This window comes from Corallococcus sp. M7 (assembly GCF_054512695.1).
The window spans coordinates 6,648,540-6,666,428 of the sequence record NZ_CM137252.1; the positions used below are offsets into that span (position 1 = coordinate 6,648,540).

Annotated in this window: 16 protein-coding genes, 2 tRNA genes and 1 pseudogene; 7 read left to right on the top strand and 12 right to left on the bottom strand. The window is 69.5% G+C overall.

Features of this window, described 5'->3' with window-relative positions; genetic code table 11:
- Positions 1-183 precede the first annotated feature (183 nt).
- Complete coding sequence (locus ACX114_RS26710) at positions 184-2,247, top strand: TonB family protein (RefSeq protein WP_459289032.1); 2,064 nt, start codon at positions 184-186, stop codon at positions 2,245-2,247.
- Here ACX114_RS26710 and ACX114_RS26715 read toward each other — a convergent pair.
- Genes ACX114_RS26715 through ACX114_RS26730 form a run of 4 tightly spaced genes read right to left on the bottom strand, consistent with a single transcriptional unit; the run spans position 2,244 to position 5,416 of the window.
- Complete coding sequence (locus tag ACX114_RS26715; protein ID WP_459289034.1) at positions 2,244-2,963, bottom strand: HAD family hydrolase; 720 nt, start codon at positions 2,961-2,963, stop codon at positions 2,244-2,246. The genes ACX114_RS26710 and ACX114_RS26715 overlap by 4 nt on opposite strands.
- Before the next feature lie 10 nt (positions 2,964-2,973).
- On the bottom strand, positions 2,974-3,939 hold the full coding sequence (locus ACX114_RS26720; RefSeq protein ID WP_459289036.1) for a myxosortase-dependent metalloprotease, MXAN_2677/MXAN_2678 family: 966 nt from the start codon (positions 3,937-3,939) through the stop codon (positions 2,974-2,976).
- Positions 3,936-4,835: a myxosortase-dependent metalloprotease, MXAN_2677/MXAN_2678 family gene (locus tag ACX114_RS26725; RefSeq protein WP_459289038.1), complete on the bottom strand. Its 900-nt coding sequence runs from the start codon at positions 4,833-4,835 to the stop codon at positions 3,936-3,938. The genes ACX114_RS26720 and ACX114_RS26725 overlap by 4 nt, the downstream gene beginning before the upstream one ends.
- The gene (locus ACX114_RS26730) at positions 4,835-5,416 is read right to left on the bottom strand and encodes a hypothetical protein (protein WP_459289039.1); all 582 of its coding nucleotides are present in this window, start codon (positions 5,414-5,416) and stop codon (positions 4,835-4,837) included. Before ACX114_RS26730 ends, ACX114_RS26725 begins: the two co-directional genes overlap by 1 nt.
- Positions 5,417-5,504: 88 nt before the next feature.
- On the opposite strand from ACX114_RS26730, the gene gltX reads away from it, so the two are divergent.
- From gltX to ACX114_RS26750, 4 genes are all read left to right on the top strand, one after another.
- Positions 5,505-6,956, top strand: a complete 1,452-nt coding sequence (gene gltX / locus ACX114_RS26735) for a glutamate--tRNA ligase (protein WP_459289041.1) — start codon at positions 5,505-5,507, stop codon at positions 6,954-6,956.
- A 46-nt stretch (positions 6,957-7,002) separates the two neighbouring features.
- Positions 7,003-7,413, top strand: coding sequence for a hypothetical protein (locus ACX114_RS26740; RefSeq protein WP_014398160.1), 411 nt, complete (start codon positions 7,003-7,005; stop codon positions 7,411-7,413).
- Between the two features lie 61 nt (positions 7,414-7,474).
- Positions 7,475-7,545 (top strand) — tRNA-Gln (locus tag ACX114_RS26745).
- A gap of 81 nt (positions 7,546-7,626) precedes the next feature.
- A tRNA-Glu gene (locus tag ACX114_RS26750) sits at positions 7,627-7,698 on the top strand.
- Positions 7,699-7,834: 136 nt separating this feature from the next.
- On the opposite strand, the gene ACX114_RS26755 is transcribed toward ACX114_RS26750, so the two are convergent.
- Positions 7,835-8,803 carry a response regulator gene (locus ACX114_RS26755; protein WP_459289043.1) on the bottom strand — a complete coding sequence of 323 codons (969 nt, stop codon included), beginning with the start codon at positions 8,801-8,803 and terminating at the stop codon, positions 7,835-7,837.
- A 72-nt stretch (positions 8,804-8,875) separates the two neighbouring features.
- Between ACX114_RS26755 and ACX114_RS26760 the strand changes: the two genes are divergently transcribed.
- Positions 8,876-9,445: a hypothetical protein gene (locus tag ACX114_RS26760; protein ID WP_459289045.1), complete on the top strand. Its 570-nt coding sequence runs from the start codon at positions 8,876-8,878 to the stop codon at positions 9,443-9,445.
- Here the strand turns inward: ACX114_RS26760 and ACX114_RS26765 are convergent.
- Positions 9,423-10,581, bottom strand: a pseudogene (locus ACX114_RS26765) (sensor histidine kinase). The gene ACX114_RS26760 and the pseudogene ACX114_RS26765 sit on opposite strands and share 23 nt — an antisense overlap.
- 138 nt (positions 10,582-10,719) lie before the next feature.
- Complete coding sequence (locus ACX114_RS26770) at positions 10,720-10,980, bottom strand: DUF2795 domain-containing protein (protein WP_459289047.1); 261 nt, start codon at positions 10,978-10,980, stop codon at positions 10,720-10,722.
- A 195-nt stretch (positions 10,981-11,175) separates the two neighbouring features.
- Here ACX114_RS26770 and ACX114_RS26775 point away from each other — a divergent pair, with 195 nt between their 5' ends.
- The gene (locus ACX114_RS26775; protein ID WP_459289049.1) at positions 11,176-11,382 is read left to right on the top strand and encodes a hypothetical protein; all 207 of its coding nucleotides are present in this window, start codon (positions 11,176-11,178) and stop codon (positions 11,380-11,382) included.
- Between the two features lie 65 nt (positions 11,383-11,447).
- Here ACX114_RS26775 and ACX114_RS26780 read toward each other — a convergent pair whose 3' ends face one another.
- The 5 genes from ACX114_RS26780 to ACX114_RS26800 all read right to left on the bottom strand — a co-directional run bounded on the left by ACX114_RS26780 (position 11,448) and on the right by ACX114_RS26800 (position 17,791).
- Positions 11,448-13,088 carry a pyruvate dehydrogenase complex dihydrolipoamide acetyltransferase gene (locus ACX114_RS26780; RefSeq protein WP_459289051.1) on the bottom strand — a complete coding sequence of 547 codons (1,641 nt, stop codon included), beginning with the start codon at positions 13,086-13,088 and terminating at the stop codon, positions 11,448-11,450.
- Between the two features lie 6 nt (positions 13,089-13,094).
- Complete coding sequence (locus ACX114_RS26785; RefSeq protein WP_459289053.1) at positions 13,095-14,081, bottom strand: pyruvate dehydrogenase complex E1 component subunit beta; 987 nt, start codon at positions 14,079-14,081, stop codon at positions 13,095-13,097.
- 54 nt (positions 14,082-14,135) lie between these two features.
- The gene (gene pdhA / locus ACX114_RS26790) at positions 14,136-15,263 is read right to left on the bottom strand and encodes a pyruvate dehydrogenase (acetyl-transferring) E1 component subunit alpha (RefSeq protein WP_459289055.1); all 1,128 of its coding nucleotides are present in this window, start codon (positions 15,261-15,263) and stop codon (positions 14,136-14,138) included.
- 131 nt (positions 15,264-15,394) lie between these two features.
- A complete protein-coding gene (locus ACX114_RS26795) occupies positions 15,395-16,162 on the bottom strand; it encodes a hypothetical protein (protein ID WP_459289057.1) in 768 nt (255 codons plus the stop codon).
- Positions 16,163-16,207: 45 nt separating this feature from the next.
- A complete protein-coding gene (locus ACX114_RS26800) occupies positions 16,208-17,791 on the bottom strand; it encodes a hypothetical protein (protein WP_459289059.1) in 1,584 nt (527 codons plus the stop codon).
- Positions 17,792-17,889: the final 98 nt, after the last annotated feature.

Consider the following 17,889-nt stretch of genomic DNA (forward strand, 5'->3'; position numbering starts at 1 on the left):
CGCAATGCGGGCTTACCCGAAGGTCGCGACTCACATCCCCCCCTGCGACCGGGGTCGCGCTTGCCCCGACGTGGTGGATTCCGGACCCCCTTGGCGTGCGCCGCACCGGCGAGTTGTGCTTGGATACGGATGCGCTGCTTTTGCCGGAGAAACCATGTTGCACGCAGCTTCTAGGGGACACGAATGATCAAGAGCGATTCCCCGAGCCCTGAGGCCCCGGGAACGGATCCGCTCATCGGCCGGACGTTGAACGGCCGCTTCAGCATTCTGGAGCCCCTGGGCGTGGGTGGAATGGGCAAGGTGTACCGCGCCCTGCAAGCACCGCTGGAGCGGGTGGTCGCACTCAAGGTGCTGAACCCCAACTTCCCGAGCAGCCGCGACCCCGGCTTCCAGAAGCGCTTCCTGCGCGAGGCGTCCCTGACGTCGAAGCTGCGGCACCCGAACACCGTCACCGTCATCGACTACGGGCAGACGGACGACGGCATCTATTACATCGCGATGGAGTACCTGGAGGGTCGCACGCTCCAGCAGGTGCTCGGCCAGGCCGGTCCCCTTCCCTGGGCACGCGCGGTGTCGGTGGCGCAGCAGGTGTGCCGCTCGCTGCGTGAAGCGCACGCGCTGGGCATCGTCCACCGCGACCTGAAGCCCGCGAACATCATGATCCTCAACGAGGCGGATCAGGACCTGGTGAAGGTCCTCGACTTCGGCCTCGTGAAGTCCGTGGCGCCGCAGCAGGAGGGGCCGGTCAGCCCCGAAATCACCCAGAACGGCACGTTCCTGGGCTCGCCGCAGTACATGGCGCCGGAGCAGGCGCGCAATGTCGCGGACGCGCGCAGCGACGTGTACTCGCTGGGCATCATGCTGTTCCAGATGCTGATGGGCCGGCCGCCGTTCATCGCGCGCGATCACATCGAGCTCATCTTCGCCCACTACAAGGAGCCGCCCCCCACCTTCCAGTCCGTGCGCCCGGATCTCGCGGTGCCGCCGGAGATCGAGATGGTGGTGCGCCGCTGTCTGGAGAAGGACCCGGCGCGGCGCTTCCAGACGATGGATGAGCTGCTGGAGGGCCTGCGCGAGGCGCACATGGCCGCGGGCGGCAACAGCGGCGTGTTCCGCCGGCTGGGCGGCGCCACGACGACGGGCCCCTACCCCTCTCCGCCGACGACGGGCCCCTACGCGTCCCCGCTGTTCGCCAACGTGGGCAACGCGGAGCCCGCGGACGGTGGGCTCGCGGTGGACATCAGCGTGGAGGTGCCCGCGGACGTGCAGCGCGCCCGCCAGCGCACGCTCATGATGGGCGCGCTGGGTGGCGTGATGGTGGCGGGCCTGGTGGGCATCACGCTGTTCTTCCTGCGCGGCACAAGCCCGGAGGACAAGCCCGCGCAGCCGGCGGCCCAGGCCGCGGCCCCCACGACGCAGGCCCCGGTGGCGGAGGCCCCCACGGCGGCGCCCGCGCCGGGCAAGGTGCGCTTCCGGCTGATGAGCCAGCCGTCCGGCGCGCGCGTCTACTACAAGGGCAAGGAGAAGGGCGTGACGCCCTTCGTGATGGAATTGCCCCTGGGCAGCGAGGGCAGCATCACCGCGGAGCTGACCTTCGCGCTGGAGGGCTACCAGACGGAGACCATCATCACCGGCGGCTCCGGTGAGGTGGTGCTGTCCCAGAAGCTGACCAAGCGCCGGGGCGGCGGTGAGCGCCCGAGCCGCGTGGACCTGGCCAGCGCCTCCACCCCCGAGGACTTCGAGAACGTGGCCCCGGCGACGCCGGGTGGGCTCGCGGCGCCGGTGATGATGCAGGCCACGGCCCCGACCGCCCCCGCGGCGGTCCCGGCCGCGACGTCGGACAAGGCGCTGGGCGCGCTGGGCGCGTCCGCCGCGACGCCGGTCAGCGCCGCGGGCAGCCTGGCGGTGCCGTCGCTGACGACCGGCGCGCTCGCGCCCGTCAACCCGAACGCCGTCATCCCCTTCAACGACGCCATGGAGCGGCCGATGCTGCTCGAGGAGGGCCGGGACATCGCCTACACGCGCGAGGCGCTCGCCATCAAGGCGGAGGGGCTCGTGGCGGTCCGCTGCACCATCACCAACAAGGGGCGCGTGGAGAACTGCCGCATCCTGAAGATGGTGCAGCACATGGACAAGGCGGTGCTCGACTCGCTCCAGTCGCGCGTCTACAAGCCCATCCAGTACCAGGGCCGCCCGGCGAACGTGGACTACACGTTCACCATGCGGCTCGTCTCCCCGCGCCGCTAGGGGCCGGTGGAGGGCACGAGCGGCGGCGACGGAGGGACGGACGGGGTGGCGCCTCCAGGAGGCACGCCCCAGTCCACCACCGGCCAGCCTCGCCGCCGGGCCTCACGGCGCAGCCGGTGGTCCGGGTTCACCACCACCGGGCGCCCCACCACCTCCAGCACCGGCAGGTCCGAGTACGAGTCCGTGTAGAAGGCGCACGCGGACAGCGGAAAGCCCGCCTCCTTCGCCGCGGCCTCCGCGTAGAACCGCTTGCCCTCGCCGAAACACACGGCCCCCAGCGGGCGCCCGGTGTGCAGCCCCGCGGCGTCCACTTCGAAGCGGTTGCACAGCACGCCGTCCAGGCGCAGCTCGCGCGCCACCAGGTCGGACAGGTACCCCGAGGAGGACGTCAGGAGCACCAGCCGGTCCCCGGCCTCGCGGTGGGCCTCCAGCGCCACCAGGGCCCCGGGCCGGTACTGCCCGCGCACGGCCTCCGCGTAGAAGTCCGCGGAGCGCGCCTCCAGGGCCTTCGCGTCGGAGCCCATGAGCAGCGCCGTGGCGCGCAGGAGCACGTCCTGCATCGCCACAAAGCCCAGGTGATACCGGGCGAGCAGCAGGCTGGCGCGCAGGGCCTCCCAGCGGGAGATGTGGCCCAGCGCCAGCTCGCGGCGCACCCAGAGCGACGCGGAGTTGGCGGCGAGCAGCGTCCTGTCCAGGTCGAAGAAGGCGACGGCCACGGAACAGAGTCTAACCGCGCGCTCCGCCCGGGGCAGCGCCGGGGAGGCCAGCCCGGGGGGCCGCTGAACGCCTGCCCCTGCGCAGGAGCGCCATGCTCCAGAGCAGCACAGCGGCCACGCCAGGCCCTCCCGCGGAAGCGCCGCAGCCGGTGCCCTTCCCGTCCGCCACGAGCTTCAGGCCCGGGTCCTCCGGGATGCGGCACTGCGTGGGCGGCAGGCCGCGCGGATACGCCGAGCAGAAGCCGGCCGCGGAGCCCGCGTCGATGACGCGCTTGGAGGTCTCCCCCTGGTCGGCGGTGTTCTCCATGGTGGAGCCCGCGGAGAAGACATGGTCCAGCCCGACGACGTGGCCAATCTCATGCGTCATCGTGTTCTGCACGTCCGTGGCCACGCAGTCGGTGGACGAGATGCCCGAGCACGGCGGCCCGTTCACGGTGGTGAAGAGGAACGTGGGGCCGTAGTCCGTCTCCGCCGCGTTGAGCTCGATGTCCGAGTCCACCACGTGCCCGTCCTTGAAGCTGAACGACGACGTGGTGAGCCCGATGGTGGCGCCCCCGTGCGCCCAGCACTGGTAGATGTTGCCGCACGTCTCATCCTCCCAGCACTCGTCGTTGGGAGGGGCGACGTCCTGGCAGTTGCGCTCGCGGAAGGTGACGACGTTGTAGTTGTCGAAGGGGTGCTCCTCGTCGTAGCCAATCTCGACGGTGCGCGACCAGTCCTCGCCCCGGATGAAGCGGAAGTCGCTGCACGTCGCGGACAGCGCCCGCCACGAGTCGAAGGCCGCCTCCATGGCGGCGAACTCCGTGTCCCCGGGCGTGCGCGTGCTGCCGGCCGCGTCCAGGTGGTAGACGTAGTCACGCCCCGGCCACACCAGGCACAGCGGCCGGCCCGGCACGAGCGTGCGCTTGTAGTCCTGCTGCGCGCCCGCCGCTCCCGCGCACAGCAGCACTCCCAGGAGCAGCAGGCGACAGCTCACCGTCCACTCCTCCGGCGGCGCGCCAGCAGCGAGGCCGCGGCCAACAGCGGCAGCACCGCCAGCCCGCCGGCCGCCGCGGTGCAGCCGTCGCCATCCCCGTCGCCATCGCCACTCCCGTTGCCGTTGGAGTTCGTCACCGGGAAGCAAGGCTGGCTCGCGCTGCCCTTGGGGTACGCGGCGCACACAAAGCTGCGCGAACCGGAGTCGATGTTGCGCTTGGACGTCTCGCCCGGAGGGGCGCTGGGGTTCATGGTGGAGCCCGTCGCCAGCGTGTGGTCCAGGCCCACGAAGTGGCCCACCTCATGGGTGGCCGTGTTCTGCACGTCCGTGTCCACGCAGTCCGGCGTGGCCACGATGCCGCAGGGCCCGCCGTTGCCGGTGGTGAAGTTGAAGCGCGCGGCGTTGAAGGAGATGTCCGAGTCGTAGACGACGCCCGTGCGCTCGTCGTACGTGGTGAGCGTGATGGCGATGGTGCCGTCGCTGTCATCCCAGCAGTCATACGTGTTCGCGCACGTGTCCTGGGTGAAGCAGGCGTCGTTGGCGTCCACGACCTCGCGACAGGCGCGGCCCCGGAAGAGGATGAGGTTGATGTTGTCGCCTTCGCGGCTGTAGCCCACCGTGCGCGAGTTCACGCGCGAGCCCTCCGCCAGCGTCAGGTTGCCGCAGCTGGCGAAGATGTCCTGCCAGCTCTGGAACGAGCGGGTGATGGCGTCGAACTCCGTGTGGTTCGTCACCTTCGGATTGCCCACGGTGCTCTGCTGCCAGGTGACCTTGGACTGCGTCCAGTACAGGCACTGCGTGGTCTCATCCCCGGGGGACACGCGGCTGCGCACGTACGGCGCGGAGCTCTGTCCCATCACCGCCGCCAGCACCACGAACGACGCGAGCGCGCCCATCACTTCGCCCCCTTCTTCGCGGGCGCCGCCTGCTGCGCCTGCACCGCCGCGCGCACGGAGGCCTTCAGTTCCTCCAGCGTCACCGTCTTGGCGTTGGACTCCGTCTCCTGGCGCGTCTTCGGATCAATCAGCACCGCGTCCCCGGTGGACGCCGGCACCGCCATCGCGCCCGGTCCGGTGCGCTTCACCTGGTACTTGCCCTGCGCCATGCCGGACAGCTGGAACGCGGACGCGCCGCGCTTCTCCAGGAAGACGACGACCTCCTCGCCCTCGGAGAAGGACGCCAGGCCCCCCACCACCTGCCCGATGTCCCCCACCCGGCCTCCCGGCTGGGTGACGATCACCGTGCCGCCGGTCTGCCCCTTGAGGGCCTCCGTCACCTGGATCTCCACGTCGGTGACGATGCGGCGCTTGTCCCCGCTCCAGCGGCTCTGGACGCGCCGGACGACGCCCTGCACCACCGCGTCGGACGTCTGCGCCATCTGCGGCAGGTCCGTCCGCAGCATCGTGGTGGCCCCCACCGGCAGCCCTCCGAGCAGGGTGGCCAGCACCACCGTGCGAACCGCGTGTCGAATCGACATGGATAGTCTCCTTGGCCGCGCAGCCTAACCCCAAGCGGGCGGCTTGCGTTGACCCTCGTGCACCCGTCCTGCTATCGCGCGCCTGCTCATGGCTCCGTCAAAACCCCGCGTCCGCTTCGCTCCGTCACCTACTGGATACCTCCACATCGGAGGCGCCCGTACCGCGCTCTTCAACTACCTCTACGCGAAGCGCTACGGCGGAACCTTCATCCTGCGCATGGAAGATACGGACCAGGAGCGCTCCACGCCCGAGTCCGTCCAGGCCATCCTGGATGGCCTCAACTGGCTGGGCCTGGACTGGGACGAGGGCCCCGGCAAGGAGGACCCGAAGTACGGTCCCTACTTCCAGACCCAGCGCCTGGACACGTACCGCAAGCACGCGGACCAGCTCATCGCGGAAGGAAAGGCCTTCCGGTGCTACTGCACCCGCGAGGAGATTGCCCAGCGCCGCGAGGCCGTGGAGAAGGAGAAGGGCCAGGGGTCCTACAAGTACGAGGGCACCTGCCACGACCTGAAGGCCCCGCCCCCCGGCAAGAAGCTGGAGGACGCCGTCATCCGCTTCCGCATGCCCTCCGGCGAGGGCACCGTGTCGTTCAACGACAAGGTGCTGGGCACCATCACCAAGGCGTACTCGGACCTGGATGACTGGGTGATGATGCGGGCGGACGGCATCCCGCTCTACAACTACGGCTGCGTCATCGACGACCACCTGATGGACATCACCCTGGTGTCGCGCGGCCAGGAGCACGTCAACTCCACCTTCCCGCAGCTGATGCTCTACCAGGCGCTGGGGTGGACCCCGCCGGAGTTCGCGCACCTGCCGCTCATCCTGGGGCCGGACCGCGAGAAGCTCTCCAAGCGCAAGCATCCGGAAGCGGACGTGATGCTGCACAAGCGCACGGGCATCATGCCGGAGGCCCTGCTCAACTTCGTCATCCGCCTGGGCTGGAGCCACGGCAACGACGAGGTCATCAGCCGCGAGCAGATGGTGGAGTGGTTCGACTTCGACGGCGTGGGCAGCACCTCCGGCGTGTGGAACCCGGAGAAGCTCCAGTGGCTCAACCAGCAGTGGTTCAAGCTCTTGCCCCCGGCCGTGGTCGCGGAGCGGCTCATCCCCTTCCTGGAGGCCCGCGGCTTCCAGGCGAAGGGCGATGCTCGCCTGGAGCCGCTGGTGGTCGCGCTGCGCGAGCGCTCGCGCACCCTGGAGGAGATGGCGAACACCGCGTCCATCTACTTCAAGAGCGGCGTCACCCTGGATGAGAAGGCCGCCGCCAAGCACCTGAGCGGGGACTCGCTCAACCTGCTGCGCCAGGCCCGGGAGAAGCTGGCCGCGCTGCCCGCCTGGACGGTGGAGCCGCTGGACGGCGTGGTGAAGACGGTGAGCGAGGCCGCCCAGGTGGGCATGGGCAAGGTGGCCCAGCCCATCCGCGTGGCCATCACCGGCAACACCACCAGCCCCGGCATCGGGGAGACGCTGCTGCTCGTGGGGCGCGAGGAAGCCCTCAAGCGCATCGACGCGGCGCTCGCTCGCGCGACGTGAGATTGACGGTGGACGCGGGCATCGCCGGGCCCTATCTTGGCCGGCGATGACGCGACCGCTTGACAGCCTGAGACCGCATTTCTATAAGGCGCGCCCGCTCGGGGCGGTGCTGCTGGCCCTCTGGGCAACGGCTTCCGGCGCCGAGCTGGTGAACGGCGCGCAGATTCCGGATGGTGCCCAGAAGGTGGGCGAGAACAGGTACCGGGCTTCGCGAGACTTCGAAGCGACGCTCGACTACTACAAGAACGTCTACCCGACCTCGAGCTACCCGAGGCGGTCGATCGTCAACCAGCCGGGCGTCAAGGCTGTGCACATCTCCAACCCCTCCGGGAAGAACTTCGAGGGGCTGAATATTTACGAAGCGAACGAAGAGGTTCGCATCTACGTCGTCCCGCTGCAGGGGGCGGCGAAGCCGGCGAAGAAGAACGAAGGCAAGCCGGTCAGGAAAACGAAGTAGTTGAAGTCAGCAGCAGAAGTCGGTAGTAGAAGCGCCCGCAACAACGCAGCACGCAGCGCCTTGGGGAATCGTCTAACGGCAGGACAGCAGACTCTGACTCTGCTTATCTAGGTTCGAATCCTAGTTCCCCAGCTGAAAATCTCCGGTTGACGAAGCAAAACGGAGAATGTAGGAAGCAGCAGCAGAAACGAAGCGGTTGTAGGGAAGCAAGCCGGCCCTGTCGTCTAGTGGTTAGGACGGAGCCCTCTCACGGCTCAAACTCGGGTTCGAATCCCGGCAGGGTCACTCAGAAACGCCCACCTTCGGAAACGAAGGTGGGCGTTTCGCTTTGCGGGCCACGGGTGCTGCGCCCTGCCCTCTTCCGGCCACGCCTCCGGTGGTGCCGCGCCCGGGTTTCTGGACGCGGCCCGGAGGATTCAGCTCAGTTCGGCGTCGCGATGCTCTGGCGGAAGGTGTCCAGCGCGGCGGTGAGCCGCTGCTGGGCGCGCTGGATGCCCCGGCGCATCAGCAGCATGCGCACCTTCTCCGGCAGGACGCGGGCGGCGTTGGACTGGCCGTAGCCCACCAGGTCCATGCGCAGGGTGATGGCCTCCAAGAGGTCGCTCAGGTCGGCGTCCGCGCCGGCCAGGAGCACCACGTCCGGGGAGCGGCCCTGGAGGCGCTCCGCCAGCGTGTGCCACTGCGGGTCTCCCGTCTCCACCACCACCACGTCCGCGCTCTCCAGTTGGGGCGAGTACGGCGGCAGCTCCACCACCTCGAAGGACGCGTCGCGCAGCACCTTCACGGCCTCGGCGCTGCCCACCACCGCGACGTTGCCGGTGTGGCCCAGGCGCACCGCCTGCTCGTAGTTGCGCAGCTCCGTCTCCAGCGCTTCATGCGCCGGCTCCGGGGCGTCCCGGCCCGCGTCCAGCAGCGCCGCCGCCTGCCGGGCCATCTCCCGGGCACCGTCGCGCGTGCGCACGCGCTCCGAGCGGCGCTCCAGCGCGGCGCGCACCTTGGCGCGCAGCACGCGCAAATCATCGAAGGGCTTCACGATGTAGTCGCTGGCGCCGGCGGCGAACGCGGCGATGACGGACTCGGAGCTGGCGTAGGCGGTGATCATCACCGCCTCCAGCGCGGGCTGCATCCGCCGCGCTTCCGCGATCAGCTCCACCCCGCCCATGCCGGGCAGGTTCTTGTCCGTCACCAGCACGTCGAAGCGCTGGTCCTTCAAGAGGACGAGCGCCTCCTCCGCGCTGCCCACGGGGGAGACGATGAGGTCCGCCTCCCGCCCCAACAGGCGCACGCAGATGTCGAGCACCACCGGCTCGTCATCCACCAGCAGCACCTTCGAGGCGAGCGTCCCCCGCCCTTCCCCTTCACCTTCACCGGTCTCGAACGGGAGATCCATGAATTGGGAGGATCGCACAGCTCTCGTCCAACTTCGAGGGTGGGAAACAGGCGCGACCACTATGCTCTCCCGGTGAGCTTCGAAGACGCGCTGCGGGAGAACCGCGTGCCACCGCGGCTGGGCGACGTGCGGCTGTTCTACGACGGGGGCCGGCTGGTGGGGGAATCCCTGCCGCCGCCCTGGACGCTGCGGCTGTTGCCCACGCTCCTCGTGGCCCTGGCCGCCGTGTGCACGGGGGTGGGGCTGCTGCTCGTCCTGGACAAGGCCCGGACGCCGGGCACCGCGACCCTGCTGCTCGTGCTGGCGGGGGCCCTGGTGGGCGGCGCGCTGGTGGCGGAGGCGCGGCTGCGCAGGCGGCGCTTCGTGCTGCACTTCAAGACGGAGTCACTGCGGCTGGAGACGCTCGCGTGGGCCCCGGGCGCGGCGCGCACGGAGGTGTTCCCCTTCGACGACGTGCGCGCGGTGCACATCGTCCAGCCTCCGAAGGGCGGATACGCACTGGTGGTGGAGTACGGCCCGGAAACCGCGCCCCAACGCGCACTCCTCGTGCGGAACGTGCGGCCGCAGGAGAGCGACACCCTCTACCGGGTGTGGCGCCTCTTGCACAACGCGTTCGGGCTCAAGGGAGCGGGGCTCGCTTGAAGATGAGCTCGATTTCGGTGCCCTCGCCCGGCGTGGACGACAGGCGCAGCTGACCGCCGAACTGCATCACCAGCTCGCGGCAGATGGACAGGCCCAGCCCCGTGCCGATGCCCACGGGCTTCGTGGTGAACAGCGGCTGGAACACCTTCTCCTGAAGCGCCACGGGGATGCCGCAGCCGTTGTCCGACACGGTCAGCACCACGTCCTCGTCGCGCGCCGCCCACCGCACGTCGATGCGGCCCGGACGGCCCGTGCCCTCCATGGCCTGCGCCGCGTTGACGATGAGGTTGAGCAGCACCTGGCACAGCTTCACCGGCCCGAAGACGATGCGGATGGGCTCGCCGTTGCTGGTGAGCCGCGCCCGGTCGCGCACCTCCGCTCGCGCCAGCTTCACCGCGAAGGAGACGACCTCCGCCACGTCCGCGGTGGCCTCCATGTCCTCGCCGCGCGCCTGGGCGCGCAGGCCCAGCGCCACCCCGCGCAGGTGGGTGGCGCCCTCGGACAGGTCCTTGATGAGCGACGGCAGGTCCTCGATGGTGGAGGACACCTCCGCGTCCGGATCCGTGGCCAGGTGCCGCGACACGTACTGCACCACCCGCTCCATGTCGCGCTGGAGCGACGACACGTTCTGCGTGAGGTAGCCCACCGGGCCCATCAGCTCGTGCGCGATGCCCGCCGTCACCTGCCCCAGCGTGGCCAGACGCTCGGACTTCATCATCCGGCCTTCCACTTCGCGGATGCGCAGCTCCAGCCGGGCAATCTTGAGCGCGTCCTCCAGCGCCGCCAGCAGCTCCGCGCGGTCCCACGGCTTGACGAAGTAGCGCGTCACCTGGCCGCGGTTCACCGCGTCGATGACGGCCTGCATGTCCGCGTACGCCGTCACCAGCATGCGCCGGGCGTCCGGCGCGATGGTGCGGGCGCGCTCCAGCAGCTCCACGCCCGTCATCCCCGGCATGCGCTGGTCGGACAGCACCACGCCAATCTCCGCGCGCCGCTGCTCCAACAGCGCCAGGGCCTCCGTTGGGGGACGAGCACCGGAAGATGCGAAACCGCTGCCCGAAGTTGGCGTCGAACACCCTCAGGTTGAGGGCATCGTCGTCCACGTACAGCACGGCGGGCAGGTCCGAGGCGTTCATGGAGCTCCTCCAGACCATGGCTTCCTCATCCGGAAGACAGGCTGGTCGCGCCGAAGATAACGCGCACGTCCGACCGCGCGCCTGGGGGTACCTTGTACCCAGGCCGAAAGCGAACGGCGCGAAACAGCACTCCGCCCCTCAGACGGAGGGGTTTCCGAGCGCGAGGGCCACCGTGTCCACCGACGGGAAACGGCCCCGCGGCAGCGAGCCCAGGAGCGACACCACGTGGGAGGGCGCCTCGTTCTCGCGCGCGACCCAGACCAACTGCTCCGCGGTGAGCGGATACACCGCGCCGCGCAGCGCCTGCTGCAGCGAGTGCGCCAGGGACACCGCCGGAGTCAGGGGGGCCGGTGACGGCTCCACCTCCCGCAGTCCAAGTCCCAGGCGCTCGCGAGTCATGTCGTCGTTCATTGAGTGAGAAGTTAAGCAGCGAACCGCGCCGCCTGCCGACCTTTTTTCGCCGTCCGAAGGGAGTCAGGCAGGCGGGCGCTCTGCCCCTCCATCCCACCGGGTGGCCGCGCCAGCGCGGGCATCCCACCGTACCGCCACGGAAGTCCTACCCACGCCCCCGACTCCGGGGAGGAGTAACGCACCATGGCGAACAAGAAGAACGAGGACGTGAAGCCAGTGAAGCACGTGGAAGCGACGCGTCCGGAGCCGTGGCCCGGCATCCAGGGCCGCAGCCAGGAGCACGAGGAGGACCTGGAGACGGGCACGCGCCGCGCGGAACAGGCGGACGTGACGGAAGCCCAGCGCAAGCTGGAGAAGGACGTCGAGAAGGACGAGCCGACGCGGGAGTAGCCCCAAGCCCTGCTCCGCCCCCGTGTGTGTCACACGGGGGCGGAAGCCGGCGGACCGCTCGACCGCTAGAACAGCAGCCGCGAGGGGTGCTCCAGCAGCCCCTTCAGCTCGCGGAGGTACTCCGCGCCGGTGGCCCCGTCGATGACGCGGTGGTCACCCGACAGCGTCACCGTCATCATCTTGCGAATCGCCAGCTGGCCGTCACGCACCACGGCCTTCTCCGCCACGGCGCCCACCGCGATGATGGCGGACTGGGGCGGGTTGATGACGGCGATGAACTGGTCGATGCCGTACATGCCCAGGTTGCTCACCGTGAGCGAGCCGCCGTTGTACTCGGCCGGCTTCAGGGCGCGCTTGCGGGCGCGCTCCGCCATGTCGCGGGACTCGGCGGAGATGGCCTGCAGGCCCTTGAGGTCCGCGTCGCGGATGATGGGCGTGATCAGCCCGTCCTCGATGGCGACGGCGATGCCCACGTCCACGGTGCCGTAGTGCAGCACCTGGTCGCCCTGGAGCGACACGTTCATCTTCGGTGAACGCCGCAGCGCGATGGCCGCCGCCTTCACGATGATGTCGTTGACGGACACCTTGAGGTCCAGCGCCTTGGCCTCCTCGCGGATCTTCACCGCGGCGTCCATCTCCACCTCCACCGTGAGGTAGAAGTGCGGCACGCCGGGCTTCACTTCCGACATGCGCTGGCCAATGACCTTGCGCATGGAGGACATGGGCACCGACTGCGGCTCCGGACGCGTACCGAAGGCGCGAACCTCCGGCTGCGCGGCCTTCTTCGCCGCGGGCGCCTGAGCAGGAGCCTTCGCCAGGCCCTGGCCCAGCGCCTGCTCCACGTCGCGCTTCACCACGCGGCCCAGCGGGCCGGTGCCGCGCACCTGGCTGATGTCCAGCCCGCGCTCCTGGGCCATGCGCTTCGCCAGCGGGCTGGCGCGCAGCCGGCCGCCACCACCGGCTGCCGGAGCCTGGGGCTCGCGGCGCAGCGGAACGACCTGTCCCCCGGCGGGCGCGGACGGAGCCGCGGCGGCGGGAGCCTTGGGAGCGGCCGGAGCCTGGGGCGCGGCCGCCGGAGCGGAGGCCCCGGCCTTGGCACCCTTGGGCGTGAGGAACGCGATGGGCGCGCCGACCTTGGCCATGTCACCCGCCTGCACCGTGATGCGCGCGAGCGTGCCGTCGTCGTACGCCTCCACCTCGAGGTTGGACTTGTCCGTCTCCACCTCGGCGATGGCGTCCCCGGAGGAGACCTTGTCCCCCTCCTTCTTCAGCCACTTGACGATCTTCCCCTCCGTCATCGTCGGGGAGAGGCTGGGCATCAGGATGGCAATCCCCTCGCCCGCGCCGCTGGCGGCGGGAGCCGGGGCCTGCTCGGGAGGCTTCGGGGCGGCGGCGGGAGCGGCGGCCTTGGGGGCCTCCGTCTTCTGCGGCGCGGGGGCAGCAGCAGCCCCGCCCGTGGCCTTCTCACCCTTGGCGCCGAGGAAGCCGATGGGCGAACCCACCGTGGCGACCTCGCCCTCGGGCACGGCGATTTCAATGAGGTAGCCGTCGTCGAAGGCTTCCACCTCGAGGTTGGACTTGTCCGTCTCCACCTCGGCGATGGCGTCTCCGGAGGAGATCTTGTCTCCCACCTTCTTCAGCCATTTGACGATCTTCCCCTCCTTCATCGTCGGGGAAAGGCTGGGCATCTGGATGGGCGTCGCCATACGCGTTCAGGCTCCCTCGCGGTAGAGGACCTGCTTGATGGCGGCGATGATCTTGGTCGCGTCCGGCTGGGTCGCGTTCTCCAGGTTCGCCGCATAGGACATGTTCACATCCAACCCGGTGACGCGCACGACCGGCGCGTCCAGGTCGTCGAACGCCTTGGACTGGATGATGTCCACCACGGACGCGCCGACACCGGCCAGCACCCAGCCCTCTTCACAGATGACCGCGCGGTTCGTCTTGCGCACGCTCGCGAGGATGGCCTCCTCGTCCAGGGGGCGCAGGGTGCGCAGGTCCAGCACCTCCACGCTGATGCCTTCCTTCGCCAGGGCCTCCGCGGCCTCCATGCAGAAGTAGTACATCCGGCTCCAGGTGATCAGCGTGACGTCCGTGCCCTCACGCTTCACGTCCGCCTTGCCCAGCGGAACGACGTGCTCGCCTTCCGGCACCTCGCCCTTGATGGCGTAGAGGCGCTCGCCCTCGAACATGACCACCGGGTTCTCGTCCCGGATGGCGCTCTTGAGCATGCCCTTGGCGTCCGCCGGGGTCGCCGGGGCAATCACCTTCAGGCCGGGGAAGTGCGCGTAGTTGGCCTCCAGCGCCTGGCTGTGCTGGCTGGAGAGCCGGCCGCCCGCGCCGCCCGGGCCGCGGAACACGATGGGGCAGCGCAGCTGGCCGCCGCTCATGTGGCGCAGCTTGGCGGCGTTGTTGACGATCTGGTCCATCGCCAGGATGGCGAAGTTCCAGGTCATCATCTCCACCACCGGACGCAGGCCCACCGCCGCCGCGCCCACGGAGAGGCCCGTGAAGCCCAGCTCGCTGATGGGCGCGTCGATGATGCGCGCGCTGCCGAACTTGTCCAGCAGTCCCTGGGACACCTTGAACGCGCCGTTGTAGCGGCCCACTTCCTCGCCAATGAGGAACACATTGGCGTCGCGCTCCATCTCCTCGGCGAGCGCCTGGTTCAACGCTTCGCGATACATCAACTCGGGCATCGTCGGCTCCGAACTCGAATCTCGAAAGGGTAGTGGCTTGGGAGGACGTGAGCGCTAGCGGCTCAGGCCCGCCTTCTTGTCCGCCTGCTCGGCCTCGGCGCGGGGCTCCAGGTCCCAGGTCACCTTCAGCTCCTGGCCCGACGGGTACTTCGGCCAGTTGGTGACCTTCACACCCAGCACGCGCTCGCGCGGGCGCACGTCCTCCTCGCCCGGCTCCACGATGGTGTCGCGCCACAGCTCGTCCAGGCTGGGCTCGGGCGACTCGTCGGCGAACTTCACCGCCGCGTCCACCGCGCGCTTCTCCTCCTCCTCGATGGCCTCGAAGTCCGCGTCGGTGAGCTTGAAGCCCTGCTTCATCGCGAACTCGCGCAGCTTCGGGATGGGGTCGTTCTTGCGCTCGTCCTCCACCTCCTGCTTGGTGCGGTAGTTCGCCGGGTCCGCCATCGAGTGGCCGCGGAAGCGGTACGTGTTCGCCTCCATCAGCACGGGGCCCTTGCCCGCGCGGCAGTATTCGGCGGCGTCCTTCACCGCCTCGTACATCTTGAGGACGTCCATGCCGTCCACCGCCTCACCGCGCATGCCGTACGCGGAGGCGCGCTTGTGGATCTCCGGCACCGCGGACGTGCGCGCGATGGCCGTGCCCATGCCGTAGCGGTTGTTCTCGCAGATGTAGATGACCGGCAGCTTCCACTTCTGCGCCATGTTGAAGGTCTCGTGGAACGAGCCCTGGTTGGCGGCCGCGTCGCCGAAGAAGCACACCGTGACGCGGTCTTCATTGCGGTAGCGGCTGGCGAAGGCCATGCCCGCCGCGAGCGGGATCTGCCCGCCGACGATGCCGTAGCCGCCGTAGAAGTGGTGCTCGATGTCGAAGATGTGCATCGAGCCGCCCTTGCCCTTGCTGTAGCCGGAGCCCCGGCCGAACAGCTCCGCCATGACCATCCCGGCGTCGCTGCCACGCGCCAGCGGCTGGCCGTGGTCGCGGTAGGCGGACAGCATGTAGTCATCCGGGCGGATGGCCTCGTTGCAGCCCACCGCCACGGCCTCCTGGCCGATGTAGAGGTGGCAGAAGCCGGCGATCTTCCCCAGCGTGTACTGCTGGCCGGCCCGCTCCTCGAAGCGGCGCAGGAGGTACATCTTCCGGTACATCGTCAACAACAGGTCCTTCGAGTACGCGCTGGCCACCGCGGCATGCCTCCGTCTGGGCCGCCCCTGAAGACCCGAGGGGGAAGGGCGGCGAACGCCGTGCGCCTCTTAGCGCGCGGCCATGGGACTTCCAAAGCCTTTCAGAAACCGTCGTCCATCACGCCTTTCTTTCAGGCGCGGTGCGTCACGTCCTCCATGGAGAAATGCGGCACCGACACGATGCCATCCTTCAATTCCACGGCCCGTCCCGAGTGGTCCGTGGCCAGGTGGATGACCGTCGCCTCCGGGAAGCGGTGACGGTAGTCATTGGCGTGCGTGGGTTCATTGTCGAACGCGGCCACCACGGTGCCCATGCGGCCCAGGCGCGCGTGCGCCTCGCGCTTGAAGGCGTCGTCGTTCTCCGCGAGCGTGGGCTTCATGATGAGGTGCACGCGCCCGTCCGCGCCGGGGGGCGTCACCATCCCGCAGCGCTCAAGGCATGACACGGTGCCTTCACGCATCGCTTCATGACGGCCCGTCAGGTAGACGACCTGCGCGCCGGTGGCGGCCACCGCCTGCGTGAAGGCGGCCGCCCCTTCAATCGCCTCATCGGAGACGCAGTAGGCGCTCGTGAAGAAGCGCTCCTGCCAGAAGGCGCGCGCGTCCGCGTAGCGCTGCTCCACCTCCGCGTCCTCCATGCCGCACGCGCGCATGGCGGCGCGCATGTCCCAGCCGGTGTCCCAGTGGCGCGGCTCGCACGCGGAGAGCAGGTGCAGGGACCGGGCGTCACCGTACTCGCGCAGGATGCGCGCCTGGCGGGGCCGGTTGTCGAAGAGGGTGGAGTCCAGGTCGAACGCCAGGACCGCCTGGGGGCCGAGCGAGCGGGCCTTCTCCAGGATGCTCCGGAGTGCCTCGCGCCAGTCCGGCCGCACGCGCTGCTTGAGATCTTCAAATGCCATGGACGCCGGAAGATACATGCCCCCGGCGCGGGGCTGGCCATCAAATCACGCGCCCTGGCGCCACGCGGCCGGCTGGATGGGCACCGACCCCGCGGGCTCCGAGCCCTCCGCCAGGACCTCGGGGGCCCGGACGAAGTTCTGCATGCGCTGGATGCCGTTGCGGTCCAATACCAGGCGGACCAGCTGCGCGGATTCATGACGCACGCCGTCCTCCATCACCGTGAAGCGGAAGACCAGGTCCACCGGGTAGCGCTTCGCGCCCCGGATGTGGCCCACGGAGAAGTCCCCCAGGTCCACGTACTCCAGCGCGAACTCCGGCTCGTCCATGTCGCGCAGGAAGCGCCCCACGTTCAGCCGGAGGATGTCCGTGACGCCCGTGAGGCCACGCTCGGAGCGGGGCAACAGGCGCGCGTCCAGCACGATGCGCTTCTGGTAGCGGATCACTGCTTCCGACAGCTCGCCCTGGGACACGGTGAGGAAGTCGTCCTGCAGCCGCAGCGACGACACCGCCTGCGGCACCTTCACCGCCGCGCCGTAGTCCACGCGCTCCTCGCACGTGCCGATGGCGCGCGCGGTGACGGGGTCCACCAGGTCCGTGGTGCGGTCGTACAGGTGCGTGGCGGCCACGCGGCTGAACATGCGCCGCAGCCCTTCCTTGATGCGGTCCTTCATCATGTAGCCGACCACGGCCACCAGGAAGAAGTTGAGGCTCACCTGCGTGTAGCGGACCTGCGCCCAGAGCGCCACCGACGTGGCGAAGGCCATGGCCACGCCCGCCGCGATGGCGAACAGCACCTCCTCCCAGCCCTGCCGGCGCTGACGGCGGCGCGAGGACAGGAAGAGCACGTTCATGCAGAACTTCTTCAGGAAGCCCAGCCGCTGCATGTACTCCTCGTTGTCCCCCGTGGGGCTCAACACGGAGCGCAGCCGGTGCTCCTTGCGGTAGGACTCCTCGCGCAGCACCGCCTCCATCAGCCCCTTGCGCAAGGGCAGCCACGGCCCCGTGCGCGGCAGCGAGTCCATGTCCGCGACCGCGCGGCGGAAGAACTGCTCCACCAGCAGGCTCACGTACTCGTCCACCAGCCGCAGCGACGCGCGCGTCTTCTCCTGGAGCTTCGCCTCGCCGGTGGCGCGCAGCCACGCGCGGAAGCGCTCCAGCACCACGGGCACGGAGTCCCCCGCCTGCCGCACCACCGCCTCCAGGTCCACCCTCCCCGCCTCGCCGGTCTTCGCGTCACAGCGCGTCTCCACCGTGGTGGCGAACCGGCGCAGCGCGCCGCGCAGCACGCACGAGAAGAGCTTCGCCTGGTAGACGACGTCCGACTCCGGCGCCACGCCCGCGCGCTGCCACGCCTCCAGCTTCACCAGCGGCGAGCCCTCCGACGACAGGAGCTCTCCCAGCCCCATCACCGGCGTCTTGAAGCGCACGTAGTTGTGGATGTCCGCGTAGAAGTCCGCGCGCGGGTACGTCTCCGCGTCGATGTTCAGGCTCGACGGCAGGAAGAGGTAGGCCTCCACCAGATAGCGCGTCTCGTCCGCGCCCGTGGGCTGGTACTCGAGCTTGATCTCGAACTGCTTGCGGTCGTGGACGTCGAACCGGCTGTGGAGCGCTTCAGGGACCTGGGACACAAACTCCAGTCTATGTCACAGGTCTGTCACACGGGAGCCACCCTCACCAAAGGATGGAAAAGCGTCCGGGGCGGCACACCCGGACGCACTCCCGTGGA

Coding starts and splice junctions, on each gene's coding strand:
- ACX114_RS26775 (WP_459289049.1), top strand. CDS start 11,176: ATGGCGAACAAGAAGAACGAGGACGTGAAGCCAGTGAAGCACGTGGAA.
- ACX114_RS26710 (WP_459289032.1), top strand. CDS start 184: ATGATCAAGAGCGATTCCCCGAGCCCTGAGGCCCCGGGAACGGATCCG.
- ACX114_RS26725 (WP_459289038.1), bottom strand. CDS start 4,835: ATGGGCGCGCTCGCGTCGTTCGTGGTGCTGGCGGCGGTGATGGGACAG.
- ACX114_RS26755 (WP_459289043.1), bottom strand. CDS start 8,803: ATGGATCTCCCGTTCGAGACCGGTGAAGGTGAAGGGGAAGGGCGGGGG.
- gltX (WP_459289041.1), top strand. CDS start 5,505: ATGGCTCCGTCAAAACCCCGCGTCCGCTTCGCTCCGTCACCTACTGGA.
- ACX114_RS26795 (WP_459289057.1), bottom strand. CDS start 16,162: ATGGCATTTGAAGATCTCAAGCAGCGCGTGCGGCCGGACTGGCGCGAG.
- ACX114_RS26780 (WP_459289051.1), bottom strand. CDS start 13,088: ATGGCGACGCCCATCCAGATGCCCAGCCTTTCCCCGACGATGAAGGAG.
- ACX114_RS26740 (WP_014398160.1), top strand. CDS start 7,003: ATGACGCGACCGCTTGACAGCCTGAGACCGCATTTCTATAAGGCGCGC.
- ACX114_RS26770 (WP_459289047.1), bottom strand. CDS start 10,980: ATGACTCGCGAGCGCCTGGGACTTGGACTGCGGGAGGTGGAGCCGTCA.
- ACX114_RS26785 (WP_459289053.1), bottom strand. CDS start 14,081: ATGCCCGAGTTGATGTATCGCGAAGCGTTGAACCAGGCGCTCGCCGAG.
- ACX114_RS26730 (WP_459289039.1), bottom strand. CDS start 5,416: ATGTCGATTCGACACGCGGTTCGCACGGTGGTGCTGGCCACCCTGCTC.